The organism is Micromonospora sp. NPDC000089 (genome assembly GCF_042899365.1).
Lineage (GTDB): Bacteria > Actinomycetota > Actinomycetes > Mycobacteriales > Micromonosporaceae > Micromonospora.
The window spans coordinates 107,633-131,938 of sequence record NZ_JBIAZT010000002.1; the positions used below are offsets into that span (position 1 = coordinate 107,633).

Below are 24,306 nucleotides of genomic sequence, written 5' to 3' on the forward strand. Positions count from 1 at the left end.
CCCACCAGCTGTTCTCCCCGCTTGCTCACTGCGCGAGGAGTCCACCGCCGGAGTTCTCCGGGACCAGGCCGTCGAGTTACGGCGCAGGTGGGCCTCACAGCTGAGATGAGCGGACTGTGCGGCGTCATTCGGCGACACGTACGGCCCGATCTGATGGGGGTGGGTCGCACACCTGTCCGCTACTTTGGGCGGCGTGGATATCCAAGCCGCCGTCTCGTGCCGGCGGGATGGTCTCCACGTCGTGGAAACGTCCCGGCTGCGGATCGTCACGAACCGCGTCACCGACATGCTGCGGTACCAGCAACTATCGTCCGAACCGCAGGCACAACAGTGGTTGGGATGGCGGCCGGAAGACCTTCCGTCCACCCGCACCAGCATGCTCGCCGGGTCGATCTGGACCCCACAGCCGATGATTCCACCCGACGCGCCGTATCTGCTCTTCGCCGGAGTCCATCGCCTCACCAATGTCATGGTCGGCGCTGTTACCATCGACCGCTCAGCCGACCGGGCCGACATCGGCGGCGTCATGGGGCGTAACCATCGTGGACAGGGGCTGGGCTCCGAGATGCTCCAGACGGTGCGTGTCATCGCGCATCGCCACTTCGGCATTTCGCGGCTGACCGCGGGTTGCGAGGCGACCAACCACGCCAGCCGAAATTGGCTGACCCGGTCGGGCTTCACCATGATCGACGGGTCGCCGAACCACACGCTCCCCAACGGGCGGGTGATCCAGGCAATCTGGTGGGAGAGCACCGATCAGGGCGCGGCGATCGCCTGCAAACAGTTGCGTCCACGCCGCAGGCCTTCCTGGCGGCGTGTATTCGCCGCGCCGTTCGGCACGTGACATGCCGCTGGGGATGCCTACGGCCGTCCGGTAGGGCTCTGCGAGCTACCGCCGGGCAGCCGGAGGACGATCTGCTGGGCCGCCTCGGCGGGCGTGAGATGCGTGGTGTCAACGACCTCGGCCTCGGCATGCAGCCACGTGCGGGCCGCCTCGGCGTAGGGCTCGAGGTATCTGAGGCGGAAGGGGGAGGGGACGGGATGTTCTCCCTCGATACGCCCGCGGAGGGTGCCCGGGTCGGCGTGGAGGACGAAGTGCCTCACCGGGATGGCGTGTCGGGCGAGGCCTCCGCTGATTTCGCGCCAATACTGCTCCACCAGGACGGTCATGGGCACCACCAGGGTGCCGCCGGTGTAGTCGAGCACGCGGCGGGCGGTATCGACGACCAGCTGCCGCCACGGCGGCCAGTGCTGGAAGTTGTCGGTCTCGGGCAGCCCCGGCGTGATGTCCATGAGTGTCTCGCCGACCTTCTCGGCGTCGAGTACCCGTGAATTCGGGATCAGTTGTTGCACGAGCGTGCTGGTCGTCGTCTTGCCCGCGCCGTGGGTGCCGTTGAGCCATACGATCACGGGGCACCTTAACGCGGGTGAGCCTCCGGGCAGCGTCATGGACGCGATCCTGGGGGCGGGACGATCACCGATCCGGCGCGGGCCGCGCGACCTGACCTCTGACGTGGTGTAGCGACTCGGTGGAGCCGCATTCCGCGCGAGCGTCGAGATGATCGAGGATCTGACGGAATATCCCGGCGATGCCATCGATGACGGCGGGGTCGACCACCACTCCGTCCGGCCCGACCGTGTCGCGCGACACCGGCAGCCGCACGCACGCCGATGTGATGACGTCCGCGTCGACATATCGCAGCACGGTGGCGAGCGTCGCCTGCGCGCCGTCGCCGCGGCCCGGGTGCGCCACGGTGACCCAGGCGACCGGCTTCCTGTTCAACTCACCGGTGCCGACCGTCAGGTCCAAGAGGTTCTTGAAGCTGCCCGGCAACGTCCCCGCGTACTCGGGGGTGCAGAAGACGACCGCGTCAGCCTCCGCCAGCTGCTCACGCAGGGCGGCGACCGCAGGGTGGTCCCGCTGCTCGTCCCCGCCGGGAATGAACGCGGGCAGGTCGGCGAGTCCGCCATACAGCTCTGCCGTCACGCCCTGGGGTGCGTAGGCATTCATGGTGCGCAGCAACGCCGTATTCGTCGAGCCGTCACGGGTGCTGCCTGACACCAGAGTTATCCGAGCGGCCTCGGTCACCTCACAACCTCCCGTCGTGGAGTAACCCTGTAGTTGCCGGGCGAAGGTCTTGGCCCGAGATGGCTGATGTGTCCGGGTTGGCGGGTCATCCCGGTAGGGCCTCGGGGAGGGCGGCAGTCACGTCCAACTCGACCAGTTGACCGGTGAAGCCCAGCTGCGCCACGCCGAGCAGAGTGCTGGCGCTGGTGAACGCGGCCGCGAGTGGCGAGGCCAGCAAGCGTTGCCAGACCTGGCCGAGCACAGTCTGATCGGCGCTGACCACGTAGATCACCGTGCGGACGACATGCTCCGGGCCGGCGCCAACCGATCGGAGGGCAATCAGTGCGTTCCTGGCGATCTGGTCGACCTGAGCGTCGACATCGTTCGGCCCCACCAGGACTCCGTCCACATCCAAGGGGCACTGGCCAGCAAGGTAGGCGGTGCGCCCGGACGGAACGACCGTGACGTGGTGGTACCCCGGCGTGGCGTGCACGCCTTCCGGGTTGGAGCGGGTGATGGTCATGGTTCGTAGCATTCCGAAACGACGGATCGGCGTCGCCGGATTTTCCACCGCTGCGCTCGGCCACCGCCGCGCTCGCGGGCCCACGGATTCCACCGAAGCGACGTGGCGTCAGGCTCTGCCTCCTGAACCCAGCAGCGAGGTGACCAGAGCCAACACGTCTGCCGGCATCTGTCCGGGGCTGCGCAGGGCGTACCTGCTCTCGCTGATTCGCCCGGCCGGGGTCAGGGTCCAGTGCCGCGGGCCCCAGCAGCCCTGCTTTTCCAGGAGGACCTGGGCCAGCTCCTCGATCTCGCCGGTGGCGCCGCAGGCGGTCAACATCGTGGCGAGGACATCGGCCGCGTTCGAGGGAAGGTCCGCGTCACTCATGATCGGCAGCAACAGAAGGAAGGTGTGCGGGTCGAGGCGCGCGCCCTCACCCGCGACGGCGAGCAACTCCGCCCAGCACAGACCGGGACCCATGAAGTGGCCGTCAACCCTCGCCAAGGGGACCGTCTCAGTCCACCCAGGGTGGTGCAGCAGGTAGTCGTATCCTCCCTCGCCGGGAAGGTTGCGGTACACGACGTGGAGCAGATGGCCGGCCGGGAGCGGGACCGACAACACCGGCCACCGGCGCTCATCGCTGACCGGTCGAAGAGCCGCAACAGGTCGGCCTCGCTGACCCCGAATCCCGCACACAGCGGCTCTTCGACGCCGTTGGTGCACTGCAACAAGTGGCTGGCCCAGAACAGTGGCTCGTCCGCCAGGTGCGCCCCATCGACCAGTGGGTCGTCCTCATAGCCTGGGATCTTGTGCATCGGCCGATTCTGGCACGGACCATTGACCCCCTGCCTGCCCAGCACGCCGCCGTGCCGGGCGCCGGCCGGCACCCGCCGGTGCTCACTGACCACCACCGTCCATGCCGCCAACCGATGCCGGCTTCCGGGAGGCTCTGTCAGTTTCGGAGCCAAGCAACCTCATGTGCACACCCGCATGAGAGAACCTAGACGAGAGTTGCGTGCCAGCAATGGCATCGTTCAATCTGTGCCGGGGCTCGTATCCAGAGACCAACGGGAGGCCCACCCGACAAGGGACCGAGCACGGATCACGGGAGGAACCGGGCCAGTGGCCATCGCCGGACCGAGCAGCCGACGGAGCGACCGGAACCGATGGCCGGCAGCCGGCGACATCGCCCTGATTGCTGGCCTGCTCGGCGTGACCGCGTTGTCGATCATCGCCCTGTTCGGCATCGTGGTGCTCAGCGTGCACGTGGTCGGGCAGGTCGCTCCCTCAGCGATCGCGGCGATCAGCAGCATCTCACTCGCGGCGATCACCGCACTCGGTGTGGTGCTTCGCCGACGCCCTCCCGGCCGGGGCGGCTCATGAGTCCCCGCCGAGCCGGGATCGGCACACGGGCAGGCGCGGTCACGGCTGGAAGTACTCCGACATCAGGCGGCTGACCCATTCCGGCTGCCGGACGTCGCGCGGGAGGAACTCCACCATGGCCGGCTTCAGGTCGATCACCGGGGTGCCCGACACCGCGTCGAGCCCCACCACCGTCAGCTCCCGCCCCTGCACGGACTCGATGGCGCAGCAGGTCACCCCGATCCGGTTCGGCCTGCGCGGGCCCCGGTCGGCGAACACGCCCATCGGCGGAAGATCGGCTCGGCCTCGGTAGGGGCGGGGTTCACGATGGTCGTCGGGTTCCGGGAACCGGTCGAAGACGAAGAGCACCTCCACGTGGGAGAAGCCCTCCAATCCCTGGAGGCACGCCTCGCCGAAGCGCTCGTCGACGGTGATCGTGCTGCGGACGGCACCCCAGTTGTCGGTGTGCTGGACGTCCGTCCGGTCGTTCCGGACCGTACCGATCGGGGTGATCTCGAAGCTGAGCATGGTCGGCCACCTTAGGGGTGTGAGACGTCCGTTGTGGATGCGTGCGCGCTATGCGGCGAGCAGCAGCGCGCTGATCACCAGCATCACCACGGCGGTGGCGCCGTGGACGCCGTACGCGGTCGCCCTGGGCCCGTTGCTGCGCAGCACGATCAGCGCGTCGCCGGCGGGGATACCGGTGGCGGCGAGCATGAACCAGCCCAGCAGGTGGGGCGTCGCTCCGACCAGCAGGACGAGGATGAACGCCCCGGCGGCGATGTCGCGCACGGCCTTGACGGACAGCCAGGCCCGGAAGGCGGGGTCGTCGGTCGGCGTGCCGGGGATGCCGAAGCCGGCGGCGGCCTGCGGTGCCCAGAAGGAGCGCGCGCCGATGACGGTGATGCCCACGCCGATCAGTCCGGCGAGCACGTACGCGATGGTGGTGAGCATGTATCTCTCCCCGGGACGACGGCGTCGCATCTAGCGGCGCTAGCGACAATAGCGACGGTACCGTAGCGGCGACAGCACGTCTAGCGTCGCTATGATGACGCCATGTCCGCCATCAGTGAGCGCCGCGAACGTGAGCGGGCCCAGCGTCACCAGCTGATCGTCACGGCCGCCCGCGAGCTCGCCGAGACCGAGGGCTGGGAGGCGGTGACGACCCGACGGCTGGCCGACCGCGTCGAGTACAGCCAGCCGGTCCTCTACAGCCACTTCACCGGCAAGGACGCCATCGTCAGTGCCGTCGCCCTGGACGGGTTCGGTGAGCTCGCCGGCCACCTGCGCGGCGCGCGCCAGGCCGCCGCCGAGCCCGGGGCGGCCCTGCGCGCCGTCTGCCGGGCGTACCTGGCCTTCGCCGCCGAGCGGCCCGCGCTGTACCAGGCCATGTTCATCCTGCCCACCGACCTGAAGTTCGCCAGCGCCGAGACGCGACCGCCGCTGCGGGCCTGCTTCGACGAGTTCGTCAGCTGCTTCCGCCCGGACGACGAGCGACGTGAACTGGCCGCCGAGGTCCTCTGGAGCGCGCTGCACGGCATCATCGTCCTGGCGGACAGCGGACGCATCCCCCCGGAAGGGCAGCAGGAGCGGGGCGACCTCCTGGTCGCCCAGCTCGCCGCCGCCCGGTGACCCCGGCCCATCCATGGCCCCGCCGCTACCCGGGTCGCCCGCCCGGCAACCGGGTCGAGGGGACCGCCCCCGCCGCCCGACGACTGTCCTCCGGCGTACCGGGAAGCCGGACGGTGACCCGCAGGCCGCCGCCGGCCCGGGCGGCCAGGTCGAGGGTCCCCCCGTGGGTACGCACGATGCTCCGCACGATGGCCAGGCCGAGCCCGACGCCGGCGTGTTCGTCGGTGCGTACCCGCTCGGTCCCGCGCTGGAACGGCTCGGTGAGGGTCGTTACGACCTCCGCCGGGAGCGGCCGACCGGTGTTCTCGACCCGCAGCACGCTGGTGTCGCCGAGCGCCGCGGTGTGCACCGACACGGTGCCGTCGGCGGGCAGGTTGTGCACGATCGCGTTCTGGACCAGGTTCGTCACCAGCCGCAGCAGGAGCTCGGCGGAGCCGCTGGTGCGGGCCGGGCCGCCGGTGACGTCCAGGGTGATCTTGCGCTGCTCGGCGAGGGGGAGCAGCGTCTCGGCGGCCTCCTCGGCGAGGAGGGACAGGTCGACGCGCTCGCGGGTGAGGCCGCCGTGGTCGGCCCGGCTGAGCAGCAGCAGGGCCTCGGTCAGGTTGATCGCCCTGGTGTTGGCGGCGTGCAGGCGTTCGACGAGCTCGGCGGGGTCCCGCCCCGGGTCGTGGCGGGCGACGTCGAGCAGCGTCCGGGAGATGGCCAGCGGGGTGCGCAGCTCGTGGGAGGCGTTCGCGGCGAACCGCTGCTGCTCGGCGACGTGCGATTCGAGCCGGTCCAGCATCGAGTCGAACGCGTCGGACAGTTCACGGAACTCGTCCCGGCGGTCCCGCATCCGGATCCGGTGCGACAGCGACCCGTCACCGGCCACCCGCGCCGCCGCCGTGATCCTGGCCAGCGGTGCGAGCATCCGGCCGGCGAGGATCCACCCACCGACCAGGCCGAACACCAGCAGTAACGCCAGCACCGCGGCCGCCCGCGGCGCGAACGCGCGCAGCAGCTCGGACCGTACCGGGAAGACGCCGGTGACCGGTAGGTCGGTGGAGGCGGGGACGAGGAGCGCCCGGTCGGGGACGTACCGCAGCAGGAACACCCACACCGTCGCCAGCAGCAGCACCCCGGCGAGCATGAGGAAACCGGCGTAGCTGAGGGTGAGCTTGACCCGGGCGCTGGACACGGTCGCGTCACCCCTGCACGCGGTAGCCGACGCCGGGCACGGTGGTGATCAGCCACGGCTCGCCGAGCCGCTTGCGCAGCGCGGAGACGGTGATCCGGACGGCGTTGGTGAACGGGTCGGCGTGCGCGTCCCAGGCCCGTTCCAGCAGCTCCTCGGCGCTGACCACGCCGCCCTCGGCGGCGACCAGCACCTCCAGCACGGCGAACTGCTTGCGGGTGAGCGCGACGTGGCGGCCGTCCCGGAAGACCTCCCGCCGGAACGGGTCCAGCCGCAGGCCGGCGAGCTCGCGGACCGGGGGCCGCAGGTGCGCTCGTCGGCGGTCGAGCGCTCGGAGCCGCAGCACCAGCTCGCGCAGCTCGAACGGCTTGGTGAGGTAGTCGTCGGCACCCAGCTCGAACCCGGAGGCCTTGTCGTCGATCCGGTGGGCGGCGGTGAGCAGGAGGATCGGCGTGCCGCTGCCGGAGGCGACGATGTGCCGGGCCACCTCGTCGCCGGACGGGCCGGGGATGTCCCGGTCCAGGACGGCGAGGTCGTAGGAGTTGACGCCGAGCAGCTCCAGGGCGGTGTCGCCGTCGGCGGCGATGTCGGCGGCGATCGCCTCCAGCCGCAGGCCGTCGCGGACGGCCTCGGCCAGGTGCGGCTCGTCCTCCACGATCAGTACGCGCATGCCGGAAGCCTACGAGCGGGAGCAGGCGTCGCCGGCCGGCAGCGGTCGGGCGGGGCCCTCGGGCGTACGCCACCAGCGGCGCGACGCGAGCGCGGCCAGCGCCGCCCCGACGGCGTTGACCAGCACGTCGTCCACCGACGACACCCGGTCCAGCCGGAACACGTACTGTGCGGTCTCCACCAGGATCGAGCAGCCGGCCCCGAGGGCCAGGACGCGCGGCACGGACGCCAGCGCCGCGAACCGCAGCGGCGCGAAGAACCCCAGCGCCGCGAAGACCAGCAGGTTGCCGCCGATCCCGATCGGCCCCATGGTGACCAGGTCGCGCAGCGGGACCAGGCTCAGCCGGCCGGGCACGACACCGGCCCCCGGCCCGGGCAGCAGGGTCATCCAGACGAACGGCACCGTGCCGTACGCCATGCCCACCTCGGCCAGCGACGACCGCCACGCCCGTGGGGCGTCGGCGGCCCGCCGCGCCAGCGTCAGGGCCCAGGCCGCCAGCGCGGCCGCCGGCAGCCCGACCAGGGTCATCAGCACCACGCCGTTCTCGGTGTCGTAGCAGCCGTGCCACCGCCCGGTCAGGCACGCCGGGGCGGCCATGGTGAGCGGTCGCCGCACGACGTACGCGGCACCCACCAGCCCGAGGGTCAGCAGGCCGACGACGGGGAACCGGCGGGTGCGGCGGGGCGGCGCCGTCGGAGGTGCGCTGTGCATGCCCTCAGTAGAGCCGCCGGGCCGTATCGCCGGCGTATGGCTTTCCCGGTACGCCTACGCGGCGCAGAACTCGTTGCCCTCCGGGTCCTGCATGATCCACCAGTGCCCGGCGGGGCCCTTGTCCAGCTCGCGGACGCGGCGCGCGCCCAGCCCCTCCAACCGGGTCACCAGCGCGTCGAGGCCGCCCGGCTCGCCGTGCACGTCGATGTGCAGCCGGTTCTTTCCGCTCTTGCCCTCGGGCACGTCCTGGAAGAGCAGGCGGCGCCCGCGCCCGACGCCGCTGACCTCGTCGAACGGGTCCTCCGGGTGACGGATCGCGGCGAAGCCACGGAAGATCCGGTTGCCCCGGTGCTCGGCGATCGCCTCCTCGCCGAGCTGGCCGGCGGCCAGCAGGTGGGCGATGAGCGGGCCCGGATCCTCCACCTGGTAGCCCAGCGCCTCGGCCCAGAAGTCGGCCAGCGCGGGTGCGTTCGTACTGTCGATAACCAGCTTCCAGCTCAGCGTCATGTAACCACTATCCGCTCAGCCACCGCCGCCGTCACCGGGTGAGGCGCCGGTGACGGCCTGCGTCTCCCGGCCGATCATCTCCACCAGCGGCACGTCGTCGTGGTTGGCGAGGATGACGCCGACCCAGCCGGTGTCCGGGTAGCTGCTCCAGTTGGCGCCGACCCCGGGATTGCCGCCGGCGCGCTGGATCGCCCACTGGCCGCCGACGATCTCGGCCGAGGGCCCGTACGTGCCGAACGACGCCGGGCCCAGCGGCACCTTCGCCGCGGTGAGGACGTCGGCCCAGGGCCGGTCCAGCAGCGTCCCGTCGCCCAGTGCCCGGACGAACCGCACCAGGTCCCCGGCGGTGGCGAAGCCGCCGTCCCCGAGTGCGTCGATGAAGGCGCGGCCCGGATTCCGGCCCAGGACCTGCGGGTACGGGCTGCCCTGATCGAGATGCCGGACGCCGTCCACCTCGCTGCCGTCGGCCAGCCGCAGGTACGGGTGCGCGATGTGCCGGTCGGTGAGCCACCGCGGCCTGGTGTAGAACGCCGAGCCGGTCATCCCGCAGCGCCGGAAGATGTGCTCCTCGACGTAGTCCCAGTAGGTCTGGCCGCTGACGGCCTCGACGATCAGCGCGGAGATGACGGTCTCGGCGCCGGCATGGAAGCCGTTGGGCAGGCCCGGGGTGCCGACCAGCTTCGCCTGCCGGGCCCACCGCTCCTGATACTCGTGCACCTCCTCGCGGCTCCGGAAGATCCGGCGGATGTCCTCGTCCGGGATGTCCAGCCCGGAGAGGCCGGACAGCACGTGGTGGATGGTCACCCGCTCGGCGATCTCCTGGGTGAAGCCGGTCAGGTGCGTGCCGACCGGGTCGGTCAGCCGCAGCCTGCCCTGCTGGGCCAGCTGCAGGATGGCCGTCGCGCAGAACGGCTTGCCCGCCGAGCTGAGGGTGAACGCGGTGCCCGGCTGATTGCGGATCCCGCGTTCCCGGTCGGCCATGCCGTAGCTGCGGGACAGCACCGTCCGGCCGTGGTGGGCCAGCAGCACCACCCCGGAGAACCTGCCCTCGGCGGCCAAGCCCGCCACGTACCTGTCGTAGCCGCCCCCGGGCAGGGCGTCCGGGGGGAGCCGGTGCCGTGGGGACGACTCGGCCGCCGCGGCGTGGCCGGGTAGGGCGGCTGCCAGGGCGGTGCCGGCCACCGCCGTGACGGCCGCCAGTCCGCCCCATCCGATGACCCGCCGTCGATCGATGCCATTTCCGGAGTGCCCTCTCACGGAGTCTTCCCCGGTCGGCGTATCCGGCGCTGATGGAGATGCGTGATGCGTCATGGCTGTACTCAAGCCGGACGACCGTTGCGACGGCGTATGCGCTTCTCGATACGCCCGCGATATACGTCCGTCGTCAGCGCGGTCGGGGCCCGTCGTACGACGGCGCCAGGTCGGCGACGGCCTCCGCGAACCGGTCACCCAGCGCCGGATCGTCCGCCAACTCCAGTACGGGCGTCAGCGCCGCCGCCCAGCCGTGGCAGAACAGCGCCCACCCGTCGTGGACGGCCAGCTCACGGGCCTCCGCCTGGGCCCGGGCGAGCCCGAGGAAACGCAGGTCGCCGCGGTAGTTCAGCTCCCATACGGTGGCCCGCTCGGGGAACAGGCAGCCGTCGCCGACCGGTGACCCGGGCCGGTCCTTACCCAACCCGGACGCGTTCACCACCAGCGCGCCCGGCCCGGCCTGCGCCACCACGGCGTCCCACTGCCGCCCCGCGGCGTCCTCGCGCACGGTGACCGGAACATCGGTGTCGAGTGCCCGCAGGAGGTGTCGCAGCTCGTCCGCGCGCCGCCGGTCGGGCTCGCAGACCGTCACCGACCCAGGTCGGGCCGGCCGGGCGGCGAGGTGGGCCAGCAGGGCGACCGCCGTGCCGCCGCCACCGAGGCAGACCACGTCCCGCCCCGCCGCAGGCCAGATCGCGTCCACGACCCGACCCACCGACACCGGGTCGCGGGCCCAGCCGATCAGGCCGGACGGCGTACGGCGGATGGCGTTGACCTCCCCGGTCAGCTCGGCGACCGGGTCCAGCCGGGTGAACCGGGAGCGGGCCGACCGGTACAGCGCCGCCTTGTGCGAGGTGACCACCGCCCCCAGCGCGTCGGGCACGGCGCGCAGTCGGTCGCAGAACTCGGCGTACTCGGCATCGGTCGCGGTCAGCGGCAGGTCGACGCTGCGGCAGGTCAGCTCGCGTCCCAGCAGTTCGCCCCAGCGCGGCAGCGCCCGGTGGATCAGCGAACCCCCGGTCGAGACACCGAGGAACCAGACCGACCGGGGCGCGCTCATGGCCCGATCATGCCGCACCTCGCGGCACCGCCGCGCGCAACAGCACCTCCTCGGTGGTCAGTGGGGCGGACGGGTGGTGACTCAGCGACAACGGCGTCCGGATCTTCACCGGCGTCGCCCCCTCGGCCGCCAGATAGAACTCGCCGGTGGTCAACCGCGAGATGTCCGGCACGTCGCCCCCCTTGGCCTTGGCCATCTCCCGGGCCGCCTCGATCTGGATCGGGCTGTTCAGCCGGCCGTAGAGCTGGGTGGCCGCGTTGCCCGGGATCCGGTTGTGCAACCCCTTGGGCGACTGGGTGGCGAAGATCAGACCGAGCCCGTACTTGCGGGCCTGGGCGGCCAACGCGAGCGTGCTGTGTGTGCACGCCGTCATCGCCCCGGACGGCGCGAACGTCTGCGCCTCGTCCATCACCAGCAGCCCGAGCAGCGGCCGGTCCGCCGCCGGGTGGCGCTTGATCCAGGAGAAGAGCGCCAGCTGGAGCTGGTTGACGAAGCTCTGTCGCGCCTCGTCCGCGGGCAGGCCCACGAGATTGACCACCGAGATGCGGGCCCGTCGACCCGGCGCGGGGGTGAGCAACACGCCGGGGTCCACCGGGGTCCCGTCCCCGCCGAACAGCGGATCGTTGACCATCGCCGCGGCCAGCGACTTGGCCAGCTCGGCACCGATCTTCTCCGCGCCGTCGATCTCCACCAGCCCGTCCGGCAACGCGGCGAGGGTGTCGACCAGCCCTTGCACCCGGCTGCCGCCCCGCCGGCCGTAGTGCTCGACCGCCTTGCGCAGCACGGCCAGGCCGAGGTGCGCCCTGGCGGTGCGGCCGGTGAGCTGGGCGCGCGGTGCCAGGGCCGCGACGGCGGCGTCGACCGCCTCACCGAACTCGTCCGGGTCGTCGCGTACTCCGCGGAAGTCCGGCAGCGGCTGGAAGCTCAACGGGCGGCCGGCGGCCCGGCGTGGCGTCCACACCACGACGTCCGTGCCGGCCAGGTAGTCCCGGGCCCGCTCCGCGTCCCCCGGCCCCCAGGCCGGTGGGGGAGTCGGCCACTCGTCACCGAGCCGGGCCAGGTCGTTGTTCGGGTCCAGCACGATCGCGGAGACGCCCTGCAGGGCACACTCCTCCAGGATCCGCCGGATCAGCACCGTCTTGCCCGAGCCGGAACCGGCGAACACGGTGGTGTGCTTGCGCAGCGCCTCCAACGGCAGCCGGATGGCCGTACCGTCGCGGTGGTCGAGGCCGATGGTGAGCGCCGGGTCGCCGGGCCCGGACCCACGCCGGGTGCCGGTCCGGTCGTCCGCCGCGCCGGCCGGCGGCCGCGGTGTCGCCACCGGCTCGGGTACGCCTCCTGCCCCGCCCACCGGCGAAGCCGGCTCCCGGTGGCCGGTGGACGGGGCCGTGACGGCGCGCTCCCGGATGGTCGGTTCCGGGGTCGGGTCCACCGGGGCGGGTGGTGGTGCGGCGGCACCCTGCCAGCCGGGAACGTCGTCGAGCGCCTGTCGCAGCACGGAGATGTCGCGGGTCGGGCGGCGGGCGGTCAGCCACCCCTGGACGTCGCCGGGCGCCTCGGCGAGCAGCGTCCGCAGCGCCACCAGGGAGCGCAGGTCCGCCTCGTCCAGCCGCAGCACCGTTCCGCCCGCCGCCGTGAACGCCTCGATCGCCTCGCGCGTCTTCACCCCGGCCGACCAGGGAGCGTTGCGCAGCAGGATCAGCCGGCGCTTGGGTACCCGCCGATCGAGGCCGGCCGCCGTGCACGCCTTGCGGACCCGGTTCAACGCGGCGATGGCGTGGTGCTGGTCGCTGACCGCCCGGAAGCACCAGTGGACCTGGTTCTCGGTCGCCTCGTCCAGGGTGAGCCGGAGCCGGGCGTGCAGCGGCGGGTTGGCACTGGGCGGTGGGTCCACGGTGAACGCCGCGCCGGCTTCGCCGTGCTCCCGGATCCAGGCGGTCAGGCCCGCCGCCAGCAGGGCGGGCACGGCGCCGTCCTCGGTGGCCGGGGTGAGCACCCCGGTGACCTGTGCCTCGGCCTTGAGCCGGCGGAACCACTCGTCGAAGTGGGCCAGGTCCACCCGTCGGCCGTCGACCGGCCCCGGACCCGGTGGCGGGGTCGGCGCGGGCGAGTCGCCGAGCCGGGTCAGTTCTCGCACCTCACCGTCGGCGAGGCAGGCCCGGATGTGCGTGTCGATGTCGATCAGCAGCTGCCGCGGGGTCATGCCGGCGGCGTGCGCGAAGGCTTCCGGTCGTACCGGCCAGGACGGGTACGGCGGGGTGAACCCGAGATCCGCGAAGCGCGCCTGGAAGCGCTTCTCGATGATCGCCCTGCCCAGGTCGGTGTCGTCGATGGTCTTCAGGTGCGGCGGCTGGCGGAACCGGTCGGCGACCGTGTCCACCGTGCGGCTCCTGATGATCGTCCAGGAGGCCGGCAGGCAGGCCACGAGGGTGAGGGTCCGGCGGGTCAGCTGCCGCAGCGCCATCAGCCCGTCGGCGATCCGGGCGTGCACCGCCGTCTGCTCGGGGTCGTCGCCCGGCCCGACCTGTAGGTCGGAGGAGACGACCGACTGCGCGATCAGCGTGTCGATCTGGTCGATCGCGATGACGCTGTGCCCGGTGAGGGCGAGCAGCCAGGACAGGTCGCGCACGAGCTGCTGCGCCGGCCGTGCCGCCCGGCGGATGCCCCATCCGGCCCGTTCTCCCGGGACGGCCTCCTCCGCCGCGACGAGGTAGCTCTCGGCTACGTCCCGGAGGGCGGGGTCCTCCGCGGCGTACAGCGCCAGTGCTCGTGCCGTCTCCTGAGCGGCGCGCGCCACGTGCCGGTCGTGCCGGCCGAGCGCCTCGACGAACACGCCGAGCGCCTCCGGGGTCAGCTCGGTCTCGCCCGACACGGCCCGTCGCACCGTACGGGGCGCGCCCACCGTGGACGCCAGCCGACGCAGCAACAGCGTCAACTGGGTGTCGCCACCACTCGTCGGCCGGGCCAGCCCGTCGAGCATCGAGACGAGCACGCTGTCCCAGAAGCCGTGGGCGTCGAGCAGGCTGACCAGGAAGAACCAGCCGTCCTGCCGCTGCACCTGTTGGCGTACCCAGCCGAGCAGGTGGGTCTTGCCCGACCCGCGCTGGCCCTGCAGCACCAGGCCGAGCGGGCTGGCGTCGGCGCTTGACCGGGCGTCTGCCATGCCGTCCAGGACGTCCCGTGCCACCGCCCGGTGCAGGCCCTCGACGTGGAAGGGGGAGGGTCGCCACACGTCGTCGGGTACCGGTGCCCAGTCGAACCGCAGGACCGCCAGCGCGTCGCGTTCCGCTTCGGTCATCAGACTCCGATCGCCAGCAGGTGCTTGTCCTGCCCGCCGATGCGGATCGCGGCCCGGTCGTCCGCATCGGTGAGCGTCTTGGCATTGGATTCGGGCACGATGTTCACGTCCGGCTCCCGCTCCAGCGCCCGCAACGCGTCGTCCAGGTCGGCGGCGGCCACGTCGGGGAAGAGGGGCCGCAACCGAGTCAGGCTGATCCAGTCGCCGGGCTCGGTGGCCAGGGCCGCGTACGCGTCCCGCACCCGGGCCCGCAGCGCTTCCGGCTGGGCGGTGCGCCGGTCCGCGCGGGGCTCACCGGACCCGGCGGTGGCGCGGAGTTCGCTGCGGGCGAACAGTTCGCCGAAGGAGCCGTAGTCGTCCCGCGGCGCGACCCGGTCCCGCAGGTTCACCAGCAGAGCCGAGAGCGCCCCACCGATGATCCGGGGTCGGGCCGCGCTGAGGTCGAGACCGTCCTGGACGTGTGCCCAACCGCCGTCGGCGAGCTGGTGCAGCCAGGTACGACCGCTCTGGCTGCTCTCCAGGTAACCGAGCTTGTTGAGCTTGTCCCGGGCGGGCTTGCGGATGTCCACCCCGTAGCGCTCCTTCAGTTCGGTGTTGGACATCTCGCGCGCCTCGGCCATCAGCACGACCAGGATCGCGCTCTCGGAGGGGGTGAGGTGGTCACCGGGCATGGAATCGTCCTTCCGCAATGGCACGGCGCCGGGCTCGGATGAAGGTGCCGATCTGGTGCACCACCGAACCGACGTCGTAACTGATCTGAGTGTTGGTGAAACGCAGGACGGCGTGACCGTCCAGTTGTAGTCGCACGTCCCGCTGCCGGTCCGCCTCGAACCGGACCGGGTGGCAGTGTTCCGGGCCGTCGACCTCGACCACACAGCGTTCGGTCGGCCAGAGCAGGTCCAGCCGGACCGGCGCGGTGAGCCGGTGCGACTGGTACGTCTGGTTCCAGCACCGCCCGGCGGCCCAGGGCTCGCCCGCGAGTGCCGCCTCCAACGATGTTTCGGCCGCGCTGGCGGGGTGCGGCCTTCCGGTCACGCCGGCCACCGGGACGGCAAGCGGTTGTGCCGAGGCCTCGTCGTGTTCCACAGGGGCCACCGGCGCCGCGGTCCCGGCGCCCGATCCCTCCTCGGCAGTGGCGAGCCGCACGCGCGTCAACCGGTCGACCCACTCCAGCGGCGCGCCCGCCAGCCAGACACCGATCCGGCCGTGCTGCGCCAACCACTCCGCCGCCGCGACCAGGGCCCGCTCACCGGCTTCCGGCAGGCCGGGGGGCACCTCCAGCAACAGCACCAGACCCGGGCGGTCGAAGCCGTTCGCCACGATCCGGCCGAGCCCGCGACAGCGCAGCTCCGGCGGGAACCGGGTCAGCCGCGGTGCCCGTCCGGCGAGCGCGGCGGTGGCCAGCTCGCGGTACAACGGCCCGAGACGCGGCGAGGTGCGGGCCCGAGAGGTCGCGGCGGCCCGGACGGCCGCCAGGCCGTACGGGTCGCCGGGCAGGTCCGTCGCCTCCGGGAGCCAGCCGGGCAGCAACGCGGCAGCCACCCGGGCCAGCTCGTCCAGCACCGCTCCCACCACCGCGGCCGGGGTGCTGTGCGGGCCCGGCGCGAGGACCACCACGGCCACCTCGTCGAGGTCCGCCGTGGCGGCGGCCGCGATCACCCCGATCGGCGGCCCGTCAAGCCGGAGGACGCGATCGACCGGTAGGACGGCGAGCTGTCGGGTGAGGCGCATGACTCGCACACCCTACGAACAAGGGGACCGCGATGCCATGGGCCGGCCAGCGGCCCGGATTCCCGCGGGCGGGCCGGTTGCGGGCAGTCAGCGAAGGGTGTACCTGGTCCGTTCGACCAGGTGACACCGTCGGCAGGTGCGTGTCTGCGGGGTGTCCAGCCGTTGCTCCAGGTAACTCCAGGGCCCCACTTGTGTCTGGTACGCGACTCGGCCGCGCCGCACCGTTCGCACCTGCTCGCAGCGGGCGACATCGACGTACCCGAAGGGGCCCCCGCGGTGGAGCCGCCGCTCCGGAAGGACCTCGCCATTCGCCAGGACGCCCGGTCGGACGGTCGCCCCGATCATGCCGTACCCGGAAATCGACGTGTCGGGTTAATCCGGTGTGCGGCGACGGTTCGTCCGTCGTCGGGATGCCGGTACGCCGCCGGGGCTAGCGTCCTGCCCAGGCTGTCGCGCGGGTGCCCGGACCCCGTCGCGACCCGACCGAAGCGAGGATGCCATGACCGCTACCGCCGTCGGAGGACCGCCGACCCCACCCGCCGGCCGTACGCCGAAGAGCCTGTTCGCCGGGCGGCGGCCGCTGCCGGCGCACGTGTCGGTGTACCTCTTCGTCGTGGTGCCGTTCGTCGCGCTGGTGGCCGCGGTGCCGTTCGCCTGGGGGTGGGGCCTCACCTGGCTGGACGTCGCGCTGGCCGCCGGCTGGTACGTGTTCACCTGCCTGGGCGCCACGGTCGGTTTCCACCGCTACTTCACCCACGGCGCGTTCAAGGCCGGGCGCGGCACCCGGGTCGCGCTGGCGCTGGCCGGCAGCATGGCGGTGCAGGGGCCGATCCTGCACTGGGTGGCCGACCACCGCCGGCACCACGCCTTCTCCGACCGGGAGGGTGACCCGCACTCGCCGTGGTTGTTCGGCACCTCGCCGGCCGCGTTGGCGCGCGGCTTCTGGCACGCCCACCTGGGCTGGGTGCTGGACCGAAAGCTGACCAACCAGCAGCGGTTCATCCCGGACCTGCTGGCCGACCGGGACATCCGCCTGGTGCACCGGTTGTTCGGCCCGTGCACGCTGGTCACGCTGCTCGCGCCCGCGGTGATGGGTGGGCTGCTCTCCTGGTCGTGGTGGGGCGCGGTGACCGCGTTCTTCTGGGCCGGGCTGGTGCGGGTGGCCCTGCTGCACCACGTCACCTGGTCGGTGAACTCGATCTGCCACCTGATCGGCGAGCGTCCGTTCGCCGCCCGGGACCGGTCGGCGAACTTCTGGCCGCTGGCGATCCTCAGCATGGGGGAGTCCTGGCACAACCTGCACCACGCCGACCCGACGTCCGCCCGGCACGGGGTGCGCCGGGGCCAGGTCGACGTCTCCGCCCGGGTGATCTGGCTGCTGGAGAAGGCCGGCCTGGCGTACGACGTGCGGTGGCCGACGCCCGACCGGCTGGCCCGGCTCAGCGCGACCCGGTGAGCTGGCTGGTGACTTTCGGACTTCTGGCGCATTCCATGTCATCCGGGAAGTAACCCAGCTAGCATGGCCTCAAGTGCTGAAATGACACGTGAGGTGATGAAGTGAGCGAAATTCCTGAGAGCCGCACGGACCACGCAGCCGGCCGGCAGGACCGCGGCTACCGGCGGCCCCGGATCACCCGTCTCGGCACGCTGGCCGAGCTGACCCAGGGCGGCGACCAGCCCGTCGGTGACGGCAACGGGGGAGCCGGCGCCTCGTTCTGAGCGTCGTCGAGCCGTGATCCGTCTGCGTGGCGTCTCCCGCTGGTTCGGCCGGCAGCCGGTCTTCTCCGGGCTCGACCTGGACGTGCCGGCGGGAACCCGGCTGCTGGTCACCGGCGGCAACGGATCGGGCAAGACCACCCTGCTGCGCTGCCTCGCCGGGACGCTGACGCTGACCGGCGGGGAAGCCACGGTCGCCGGCCACCCGGTGGGCTCGATGGCCGCCCGCCGGGTGCTCGGCGCCGGCCTGACCCCGGAGCACGGCCTCTACGGCGCGCTCGGCGCGCTCGACAACCTGCTGCTGGCCGCCCGGCTCCGGCTGGCCGACCGGGACGCCCGCCGGGCGGTGACGGAGCTGACCGAGGAGTTCGACATCGGCCCGTACGCCCGGATGCCGGTGCGGAGGTGCTCGTCGGGCATGCGGGCCCGGGTGACGATCGCCCGGGCCCTGCTCGGCGACCCGGCGGCGCTGGTGCTCGACGAGCCGGGCCGCTCCCTCGACGGGTCGGCCCGCGCGCTGCTCTGGGCCGCGCTCGACCGGCGGCCCGACCTCGCCTGCGTGCTGGTGTCCCACCAACCGGAGGACAGTGCCCGGTGTCAGCAGACGATCGAGTTTCCGGTGCGGCGGTGACCGTCCGCCCGGCGCCGCGGGTGCGGCGTCCACCGACGACCGTCCCGGCGGTACGACCGGCCGGCGCGGCGGGTGTCGTCCGCGCCCTGGTCGCGCGGGATCTGGCGCCCCGCCGCCGGCTGCTCGCGCCGCTCGCCCTGGACCTCGCCTTCGGCCTGGTCAACCTGACGATCTTCCTGCTCATCTCCCGGGTGCTCGGCACGCCGGGCCGGTCCGCGTTGGACGGCGCGGCCAGCTACTTCGACTTCGTCGCGGTCGGCATCACCTTCATGCTGGTGGTGCAGGCGGCGACCAGCCAGGTCACCGCCCGGATCGGCCAGGAGCAGCGGGACGGCACGTTGGAGATGCTGCTCACCCAGCCGGTCCCGGGCCCGCTGCTCGCGGTGGGGCTGGCCGGCTACCCGTTCGCCCTCGCCCTGCTGCGGTCCGCGGTCTACCTGGCCGTCCTCGGCGCGCTCTTCGGCCTGCGGGTGGGCCGGGCGGACTGGTGGGGGGTGTGCCTGATCCTGCTGGTGGCCGCCGTGGCCATGCTCGCGCTGGGCGTCGCGCTGATGGCGTTCACGGTCGCCGTCGGGCACGGCGACCTGGTCGCCCGGCTGCTGATCATCGCCATCACCTTCGTCTCCGGCGCCTACGTCCCGGTGTCGGCGGTGCCGGGGCTGCCGCCGTGGCTGACCGCGGTGCTGCCCACCCGGGTGGCGCTCGACGGCCTGCGGCGGGCGTTGGCCGGTGAGCCGTGGGGCAGGGACCTGTTGCTGCTGGCCGGCTCGGCGGTGCTGACGCTGCCGCTGGCGCTGTGCCTGTTCGAACTGTCGCTGCGCCGGGCCCGTCGCCGCGGCGAGCTGAGCCGGGAGTGAGCTGACGATGGACTGGCCGACACCGTACGACCTGGGGACCGGAATCGTGCTCGGGGTGGCTCCGGCGGAATCCACGGGCGGCGCCGTCCGGGCGCCGGTGGGACCCCTGGCCGCGCTGGAGGCGGCGGTGCTGCCGGCGCTGCGTCGGCCGCCCTGCGCGGTCAGCTTCTCCGGCGGGCTGGACTCGTCGGTGGTGCTCGCCGTCGCCGCGCGGGTCGCCCGCCGGGAGGGGCTGCCCGATCCGGTCCCGGTCACCTGGCGGTTCGTCGGGGCGCCGAAGGCGGAGGAGTCGTCCTGGCAGGACGAGGTCGTCCGGGCGCTCGACCTGGGCGCCGGGTGGCAGCGGCTGACCGCCGACGACGACCTGGACCTGGTCGGCCCGGTGGCCGGCGAGTTCCTGCACCGGTACGGCCTGCGCCACCCGCTGAACCTGCACCTGCACCTGCCGCTCATCGCGCTGGCGGCGGGCGGCTCGCTGCTCACCGGGGTGGGCGGCGACCAGATCCTCGCCGGCTGGCACCGGCCGCGGTCCGGGTCGTTCGCCGGCCGGCTGCGCCAGCGGTACGGGCGGGCGCGCGCGATCCTGCGCCGCCGCCGCGCCACCGAGGTGTTCCCGTGGTTGCGGCCCGACGCGGCCCGGGCGTTCCTCCGGGCGTACGAGGCGGAGCGGCGCACCGAGCCGGAGCGGCTCGACCGGCGGATCGACTGGCACCTGCGCCGCCGCGACCTGCGGCTCAACCTCGCGAACTTCGCCGAGGTCGGCGCGGACCACGACGTGACGGTCGGCCACCCGTTGCTGGCCCCCGGCTTCCTCGACGCGCTGGTGGCGGCCCATGGCCACCGGCAGCGGCCGGGCCGGGACGAGCTGCTCGCCGCGGTGCTCGGCGACGCCCTGCCGCCGGTGGTGACCGCCCCCCGGCGCAAGGCGCACTTCCTCGAGGTCTACCTGCGCACGCCCACCCGGGAGTTCACCCGCGGCTGGGACGGGCGCGGCCTGGACACCGACATCGTCGACCCGGTCGCGTTGCGGGCGGCCTGGTCCCGCTGGCCGATCCCGGAGTGCACCGCCGCGCTCGTCCAGCAGTTGTGGTTACAGCAGAACCCTCCGCCGGCGCAGGGCGCGGCGGGGTCGACAGTCGTGGAGGTGTCATCGTGACCGGTCGACAGGCCACCGTGTACCGGATCGCCCCGCAGGGGGCCGCCTGGCGGCAGGCGGGCGAGGAGATCGTGGTGCTGGACACCGCGACCTCCGTCTACTACGGGCTCGACCCGGCCGCCGCCCGGTTGTGGCGCCGGCTGGCCGACGGGGCGACCTCGGCGGAGCTGGCCGAGGCGCTGGCGGCCGACACCGACGAGACGCCCGAGCGGGTCGCCGCCGACGTGGACCGGTTCCTCGCCGAGCTCGACGGCTACGGCCTGCTGCAACGCGCCTGAGCATTCGGGCGCGGCCCACCGCCGGCTGGGGGACGGACCCGCCCGGCAGGCGGGACACGCGCGCCCTACGGGCGGCATTCGTCAGCCCCGGACGCCCGCGGTGACGTCCTCGAGCAGCCGGCAGGTCTCGTCCAGGGCGGCCCAGTCGCGCGGGCGGGTGAGGTCCCAGGCGGGCAGGGCGGCCAGGGTGAGCAGGACGGCCGGGTCGCTGGGCAGCTGCCGCCAGGACCGGGCGGCGGCCAGCCGGGCCAGCAGGTCGACCACCGGCACCCGGGTCAGGCCGAGGGCGTCGCCCCAGTGCAGGAAGAACCAGCCGCCGAGCGGGATCCGGTGCGCCAGCGGCGGCAGCGGCATCCGGGCCCGGGTGTGCTGCCGCGCCGGCCGGGTGGACATCGGCGCCCCGGGCACCGGCTCCCGCAGGTCGATGCAGCGCGGCCCGGCGAACACGTCCGGGCCGTCGACGGCCAGCACGTCGTCGGCGACCACCGGCACCGCCCGGGCCGCGAGGGCCGCGAGCAGGCTGCTCTTGCCGGCGGTACGCGGCCCGCTCACCGCGTACGCCCGACCGTCCCGGACGAACCCGCCGGCGTGGAACGTCTCCCGGCCGGCCCAGCGGTTGAAGGTGGTGGCGACCGGGGCGAGGTACGGGTGGGCGAGCAGGTCGGTGCTCAGCGGTGGGCCGTGGAAGACGGCGGTGCCGCGGGACCGGTCCATGGCCAGGTGCCGGCCGTCGGGGAGCAGGTGCACCCCACCCCGCTCGTCGACCGGCACGGGCTCGGGCACGGGGCCGGTGGCGACCTGGGCGACCCGGATCTCGGGCAGCTCGTCGCCGGGCCGGACGGGCAGCAGTTCGGTGACGTCGTCCAGGCCGTGCACCCGCAGGCCGTAGGCGAAGCGTCCGGTTGAGCTCATTCTCGATCCCCGTTTCGTGGAGGAGACGCGGTCGTGCGGGTGGTGTCGGTCGGACACCACCCGCACGGTCGTGGCGAAGGTCAGCGCAGCGTGCCGCCGACCACGTACCCCTTGCCGGAGGGTGCCGAGCCGGGGCCGGCCTTGGGCAGGGTGATCTTCTTGCCCTTCACCTTGCTGAGCGAGGCCTTGGCGAGGGTCGGTGTCGACGGCCCGCCGAGCGCGTCGATGTTCCAACCGACCCAGAACGGGCCGGGGGTGTCGATCACGAAGGTCAACGCGATGAAGACCGACTTACCGGGGCCGAGGCCACCGAGGTCGATCGGAATGTTCAGCGTGGTGTTCAGGCCGCCGCCCGGTGGGTCGGTGGCCGGAGCGTCCATCCGCAGGTTGTTGACCGTCACCGTCTGCCCGCTGCTCAGCGTGATGCTGCTGGTGGGCGTGGTCGGGTTGACCAGCCGCAGGTTGCCCTGCGGCGACGGGGTCGGTCCGCCGGGCTTCGGCGCGCCGTTGACCTGGCTGAGCGAGGTGATCTTCAGCCGGGCCTGGGTGATCGGTGTGGCGGACCGGTTGGTGATGGTGTCGCGCAGGATCAGCCGGTTGCCGACGATCTCGCGGTTGGGGAACGCCGAGCTGGCCACCCCCGGGTCGAGCCGGGTGGTCTGCATCACCGCGTTCTGCTGGTAGGTGCCGAGGCTGTTCTGCGGCGACGGCGAGCCGAGCGCGGACGGCACCCCGTTGATCGGGCCGAGCACCGTGGCCACCAGCCGGAAGTCGTTCAGGTTGTTGTTGGTGTCCAGGGGAGCGCCGTTGACGCGCAGCCGCACCCAGCCGTAGTAGACGAACGGCGGGCTGCTGAACGCCGGCAGCGGTGACCCGTCGAAGTAGCCCGGCGCGGAGCCGGCCCGGTCCATGACCGTGTGCGGCACGTCCGGGGTGATCAACCGCAGGCCACCGCCGGTGCCGAGGCTGGGCGTGATCAGGTCGGGCAGGATGTTGGTGAGCGAGTAGTCGGTGGCCGCGACCAGGTAGCCACGGTTGGGCGGCAGCGGCCGGGCGCTGGCCGGGATGGTGACGGTCGGGCCGCCCGCCGTCTGGATCGTGAAGCCGGCGATCGGCAGGTTGATGCCCGTGGTGTTGCGCAGCTCGACGAACTGGTCGGCGAGGCCGCCCACCCCGGAGAGGGCGAACTGGTCGATCAGCAGCTGCCCGGGCACGCCCCGGACGTCGATGGTGACGGTGTTCGACTCGGAGACCCCGTTGGTGTTGGTGGCGCTGTACTCCACTCGGAAGTTGTTCAGCCCGAACGCCGGCATCTGCACCTGGAACTGGGCCGCGTTCAACGTCACCGGGAAGGTGCCGATCGGGTTGTCGGTGCCGTTGGGCAGCACGTCGATCAGGGTGACGGTGCCCTCGGCCACGCCGGGGCCGATGGTGACGTCGAAGGTGACCGGGGTGCCGAAGTTGGTCACGGCCGCCTCGGCGGAGAGCGTGACGACGCTCTTGGGCTGGATGAGCGTCCGGAAGCTCTGGGTGTCGCTCAGGCCGAACGCGTCGGTGACCCGGATGCTGAACGGGAACGCGCCGCTGGCCGTGGGCCGGCCGGATATCAGGCCGGTGGCCGGGTCGAGGGTGAGCCCCGTCGGCAGCGAGCCGGACGCCAGCGACCAGCTGAACGGCGCGGTCCCGCCGACCACCAGGAGCTGGAAGGAGTAGGCGGCGCCCACCTCGCCGAGTGGCAGGGGGGTGTTCTGCAGCTGGGGGGCCTGGTTGACCACCAGCACCACCAGCCGGGAGCCGGTGTTGCCGGCGGAGTCGGTCACCAGGACCACGAACGGGTAGCTGCCCGCGGTGGTCGGCACGCCGGAGAGGGTGCCCGTGTTGGCGTTGAGGGTCAGCCCGGGCGGCAGTACGCCGGAGGCGACGCTCCAGACGAACGGCGGCACGCCCCGGACGACGCTGAGGTTGGCCACGTAGGCGACACCGACCGCGGCCGGCCCGGGTGTGCCGAACGACAGCGTGGGCGACACGTTCGTGGTCACCGGCGGGGACAGCGGCGACGCCGGCCCGGTGCCCTGTGCGGTGCGGGCCGCTACGGTGAACCGGTAGGTGACCCCGGCCGTGAGCCCGGTGACCTCACCGGTGGTGGCCGGGCCGATGGTCTGGGTGGCCTGCGGCACCCCGCCGACGTACGGGGTGATCACCCAGTTGGTGACCGGGGACCCGCCGTCCGGGCCCGGGGTCCAGCTCAGCGTCGCGGCGGTGCTGTTGGCGTAGACCGCGATGATGGTCGGCGCGCTGGGCAGCGCGAGGATCACCGGTGCCCCTGAGCGCTTGCTGGCCGGCCCGGTGCCGCCGGCGTTCTTCGCCGCGACGGTGAACGTCCAGGTGCCCTTCGCCGAGGCCAGCTTCAGCCGCCGGCTGGTCGTGCTGGCGTCGTACGACGCGGTGGTGGCCTTCCGGCCGTCCCGGTAGGACGTCACGACGTACCCGGTGATGGGGTTGCCGTTGTCCTTGGGGGCCTTCCAGGTCACCACGGCGGTGGTGCCCTTCTTGGCCGCCCGGGGGGCGGCGGGGGCGGCCGGCTTCGGCACCGGGGCCGCCCGGATCAGCTGTCGTGCGGAGGCGAACTGGGCGGTGGTCGGCTGCTGACCGGCGGTCGCGGTGGGGCCGCGGAGCTGGCCCGGGGCGCGGGGCGCGGCGCTCGCGGGCGCGGTGAGCGCCGACGCGACGAGCACGCCGCTGACCGCCACTGCCACCAGAGTGCGCAGACGGTGCAGATGGGACATGTGG

The 24,306-nt window shown here is 72.9% G+C and carries 26 protein-coding genes; 9 read left to right on the forward strand and 17 right to left on the reverse strand.

Going from position 1 to position 24,306, the window contains the following annotated elements:
• Window positions 1–193 precede the first annotated feature (193 nt).
• The gene (locus ACFY3U_RS03890; RefSeq protein ID WP_387194430.1) at window positions 194–844 is read left to right on the forward strand and encodes a GNAT family N-acetyltransferase; all 651 of its coding nucleotides are present in this window, start codon (window positions 194–196) and stop codon (window positions 842–844) included.
• 17 nt (window positions 845–861) lie between these two features.
• Here ACFY3U_RS03890 and ACFY3U_RS03895 read toward each other — a convergent pair whose 3' ends face one another.
• From ACFY3U_RS03895 to ACFY3U_RS03910, 4 genes are all read right to left on the reverse strand, one after another.
• Window positions 862–1,410 carry an AAA family ATPase gene (locus tag ACFY3U_RS03895; RefSeq protein ID WP_387194432.1) on the reverse strand — a complete coding sequence of 183 codons (549 nt, stop codon included), beginning with the start codon at window positions 1,408–1,410 and terminating at the stop codon, window positions 862–864.
• A 64-nt stretch (window positions 1,411–1,474) separates the two neighbouring features.
• Entirely contained in the window at window positions 1,475–2,089 is a 615-nt protein-coding gene (locus tag ACFY3U_RS03900; RefSeq protein WP_387194435.1) for an NADPH-dependent FMN reductase, read from the reverse strand.
• An 85-nt stretch (window positions 2,090–2,174) separates the two neighbouring features.
• The gene (locus tag ACFY3U_RS03905; RefSeq protein WP_387194438.1) at window positions 2,175–2,591 is read right to left on the reverse strand and encodes a RidA family protein; all 417 of its coding nucleotides are present in this window, start codon (window positions 2,589–2,591) and stop codon (window positions 2,175–2,177) included.
• A gap of 108 nt (window positions 2,592–2,699) precedes the next feature.
• A complete protein-coding gene (locus ACFY3U_RS03910; protein ID WP_387194440.1) occupies window positions 2,700–3,149 on the reverse strand; it encodes a hypothetical protein in 450 nt (149 codons plus the stop codon).
• 633 nt (window positions 3,150–3,782) lie between these two features.
• Here ACFY3U_RS03910 and ACFY3U_RS03915 point away from each other — a divergent pair.
• Window positions 3,783–3,953, forward strand: a complete 171-nt coding sequence (locus ACFY3U_RS03915) for a hypothetical protein (RefSeq protein WP_387194443.1) — start codon at window positions 3,783–3,785, stop codon at window positions 3,951–3,953.
• Window positions 3,954–3,992: 39 nt separating this feature from the next.
• On the opposite strand, the gene ACFY3U_RS03920 is transcribed toward ACFY3U_RS03915, so the two are convergent.
• A complete protein-coding gene (locus tag ACFY3U_RS03920; RefSeq protein WP_387194445.1) occupies window positions 3,993–4,460 on the reverse strand; it encodes an SAM-dependent methyltransferase in 468 nt (155 codons plus the stop codon).
• A gap of 48 nt (window positions 4,461–4,508) precedes the next feature.
• Window positions 4,509–4,886: a DUF4267 domain-containing protein gene (locus ACFY3U_RS03925; protein ID WP_387194447.1), complete on the reverse strand. Its 378-nt coding sequence runs from the start codon at window positions 4,884–4,886 to the stop codon at window positions 4,509–4,511.
• Between the two features lie 102 nt (window positions 4,887–4,988).
• Here ACFY3U_RS03925 and ACFY3U_RS03930 point away from each other — a divergent pair, with 102 nt between their 5' ends.
• On the forward strand, window positions 4,989–5,564 hold the full coding sequence (locus tag ACFY3U_RS03930; RefSeq protein ID WP_387194450.1) for a TetR/AcrR family transcriptional regulator: 576 nt from the start codon (window positions 4,989–4,991) through the stop codon (window positions 5,562–5,564).
• Between the two features lie 25 nt (window positions 5,565–5,589).
• Here the strand turns inward: ACFY3U_RS03930 and ACFY3U_RS03935 are convergent, their stop codons facing one another.
• The 9 genes from ACFY3U_RS03935 to ACFY3U_RS03975 form a co-directional block, all read right to left on the reverse strand.
• Window positions 5,590–6,741, reverse strand: a complete 1,152-nt coding sequence (locus tag ACFY3U_RS03935) for a sensor histidine kinase (RefSeq protein WP_387194453.1) — start codon at window positions 6,739–6,741, stop codon at window positions 5,590–5,592.
• 7 nt (window positions 6,742–6,748) lie between these two features.
• On the reverse strand, window positions 6,749–7,408 hold the full coding sequence (locus ACFY3U_RS03940; protein WP_387194457.1) for a response regulator transcription factor: 660 nt from the start codon (window positions 7,406–7,408) through the stop codon (window positions 6,749–6,751).
• 9 nt (window positions 7,409–7,417) lie between these two features.
• Window positions 7,418–8,119 (reverse strand): VanZ family protein, encoded by a 702-nt coding sequence (locus tag ACFY3U_RS03945; RefSeq protein ID WP_387194459.1) that lies wholly within the window; start codon window positions 8,117–8,119, stop codon window positions 7,418–7,420.
• A 54-nt stretch (window positions 8,120–8,173) separates the two neighbouring features.
• On the reverse strand, window positions 8,174–8,626 hold the full coding sequence (locus ACFY3U_RS03950) for a VOC family protein (RefSeq protein WP_387194461.1): 453 nt from the start codon (window positions 8,624–8,626) through the stop codon (window positions 8,174–8,176).
• Between the two features lie 15 nt (window positions 8,627–8,641).
• Window positions 8,642–9,883 carry a serine hydrolase domain-containing protein gene (locus ACFY3U_RS03955; RefSeq protein ID WP_387194464.1) on the reverse strand — a complete coding sequence of 414 codons (1,242 nt, stop codon included), beginning with the start codon at window positions 9,881–9,883 and terminating at the stop codon, window positions 8,642–8,644.
• Between the two features lie 127 nt (window positions 9,884–10,010).
• The gene (locus ACFY3U_RS03960; protein ID WP_387194467.1) at window positions 10,011–10,937 is read right to left on the reverse strand and encodes a hypothetical protein; all 927 of its coding nucleotides are present in this window, start codon (window positions 10,935–10,937) and stop codon (window positions 10,011–10,013) included.
• A 7-nt stretch (window positions 10,938–10,944) separates the two neighbouring features.
• Window positions 10,945–14,235: an ATP-binding protein gene (locus ACFY3U_RS03965; RefSeq protein WP_387194470.1), complete on the reverse strand. Its 3,291-nt coding sequence runs from the start codon at window positions 14,233–14,235 to the stop codon at window positions 10,945–10,947.
• Window positions 14,235–14,906 (reverse strand): hypothetical protein, encoded by a 672-nt coding sequence (locus ACFY3U_RS03970; protein WP_387194473.1) that lies wholly within the window; start codon window positions 14,904–14,906, stop codon window positions 14,235–14,237. Before ACFY3U_RS03970 ends, ACFY3U_RS03965 begins: the two co-directional genes overlap by 1 nt.
• Window positions 14,896–15,966 carry a DUF559 domain-containing protein gene (locus ACFY3U_RS03975; protein WP_387194476.1) on the reverse strand — a complete coding sequence of 357 codons (1,071 nt, stop codon included), beginning with the start codon at window positions 15,964–15,966 and terminating at the stop codon, window positions 14,896–14,898. Before ACFY3U_RS03975 ends, ACFY3U_RS03970 begins: the two co-directional genes overlap by 11 nt.
• Window positions 15,967–16,465: 499 nt before the next feature.
• Here ACFY3U_RS03975 and ACFY3U_RS03980 point away from each other — a divergent pair, with 499 nt between their 5' ends.
• From ACFY3U_RS03980 to ACFY3U_RS04005, 6 genes are all read left to right on the forward strand, one after another.
• Window positions 16,466–17,422, forward strand: coding sequence for an acyl-CoA desaturase (locus ACFY3U_RS03980; RefSeq protein ID WP_387194479.1), 957 nt, complete (start codon window positions 16,466–16,468; stop codon window positions 17,420–17,422).
• A gap of 101 nt (window positions 17,423–17,523) precedes the next feature.
• Window positions 17,524–17,685 (forward strand): lasso RiPP family leader peptide-containing protein, encoded by a 162-nt coding sequence (locus tag ACFY3U_RS03985; protein ID WP_387194482.1) that lies wholly within the window; start codon window positions 17,524–17,526, stop codon window positions 17,683–17,685.
• A gap of 13 nt (window positions 17,686–17,698) precedes the next feature.
• Window positions 17,699–18,313 carry an ATP-binding cassette domain-containing protein gene (locus tag ACFY3U_RS03990; RefSeq protein ID WP_387194485.1) on the forward strand — a complete coding sequence of 205 codons (615 nt, stop codon included), beginning with the start codon at window positions 17,699–17,701 and terminating at the stop codon, window positions 18,311–18,313.
• Window positions 18,310–19,170: an ABC transporter permease gene (locus ACFY3U_RS03995; protein ID WP_387194488.1), complete on the forward strand. Its 861-nt coding sequence runs from the start codon at window positions 18,310–18,312 to the stop codon at window positions 19,168–19,170. The genes ACFY3U_RS03990 and ACFY3U_RS03995 overlap by 4 nt, the downstream gene beginning before the upstream one ends.
• Window positions 19,171–19,177: 7 nt before the next feature.
• Entirely contained in the window at window positions 19,178–20,326 is a 1,149-nt protein-coding gene (locus ACFY3U_RS04000; RefSeq protein WP_387194491.1) for an asparagine synthase-related protein, read from the forward strand.
• Window positions 20,323–20,604: a PqqD family protein gene (locus tag ACFY3U_RS04005; protein WP_387194494.1), complete on the forward strand. Its 282-nt coding sequence runs from the start codon at window positions 20,323–20,325 to the stop codon at window positions 20,602–20,604. Before ACFY3U_RS04000 ends, ACFY3U_RS04005 begins: the two co-directional genes overlap by 4 nt.
• Before the next feature lie 81 nt (window positions 20,605–20,685).
• Here ACFY3U_RS04005 and ACFY3U_RS04010 read toward each other — a convergent pair whose 3' ends face one another.
• Both ACFY3U_RS04010 and ACFY3U_RS04015 read right to left on the reverse strand, forming a co-directional pair.
• Window positions 20,686–21,516, reverse strand: coding sequence for a hypothetical protein (locus ACFY3U_RS04010; RefSeq protein ID WP_387194497.1), 831 nt, complete (start codon window positions 21,514–21,516; stop codon window positions 20,686–20,688).
• Between the two features lie 80 nt (window positions 21,517–21,596).
• Window positions 21,597–24,302, reverse strand: coding sequence for a putative Ig domain-containing protein (locus ACFY3U_RS04015; RefSeq protein WP_387194500.1), 2,706 nt, complete (start codon window positions 24,300–24,302; stop codon window positions 21,597–21,599).
• Between the last annotated feature and the right edge of the window lie 4 nt (window positions 24,303–24,306).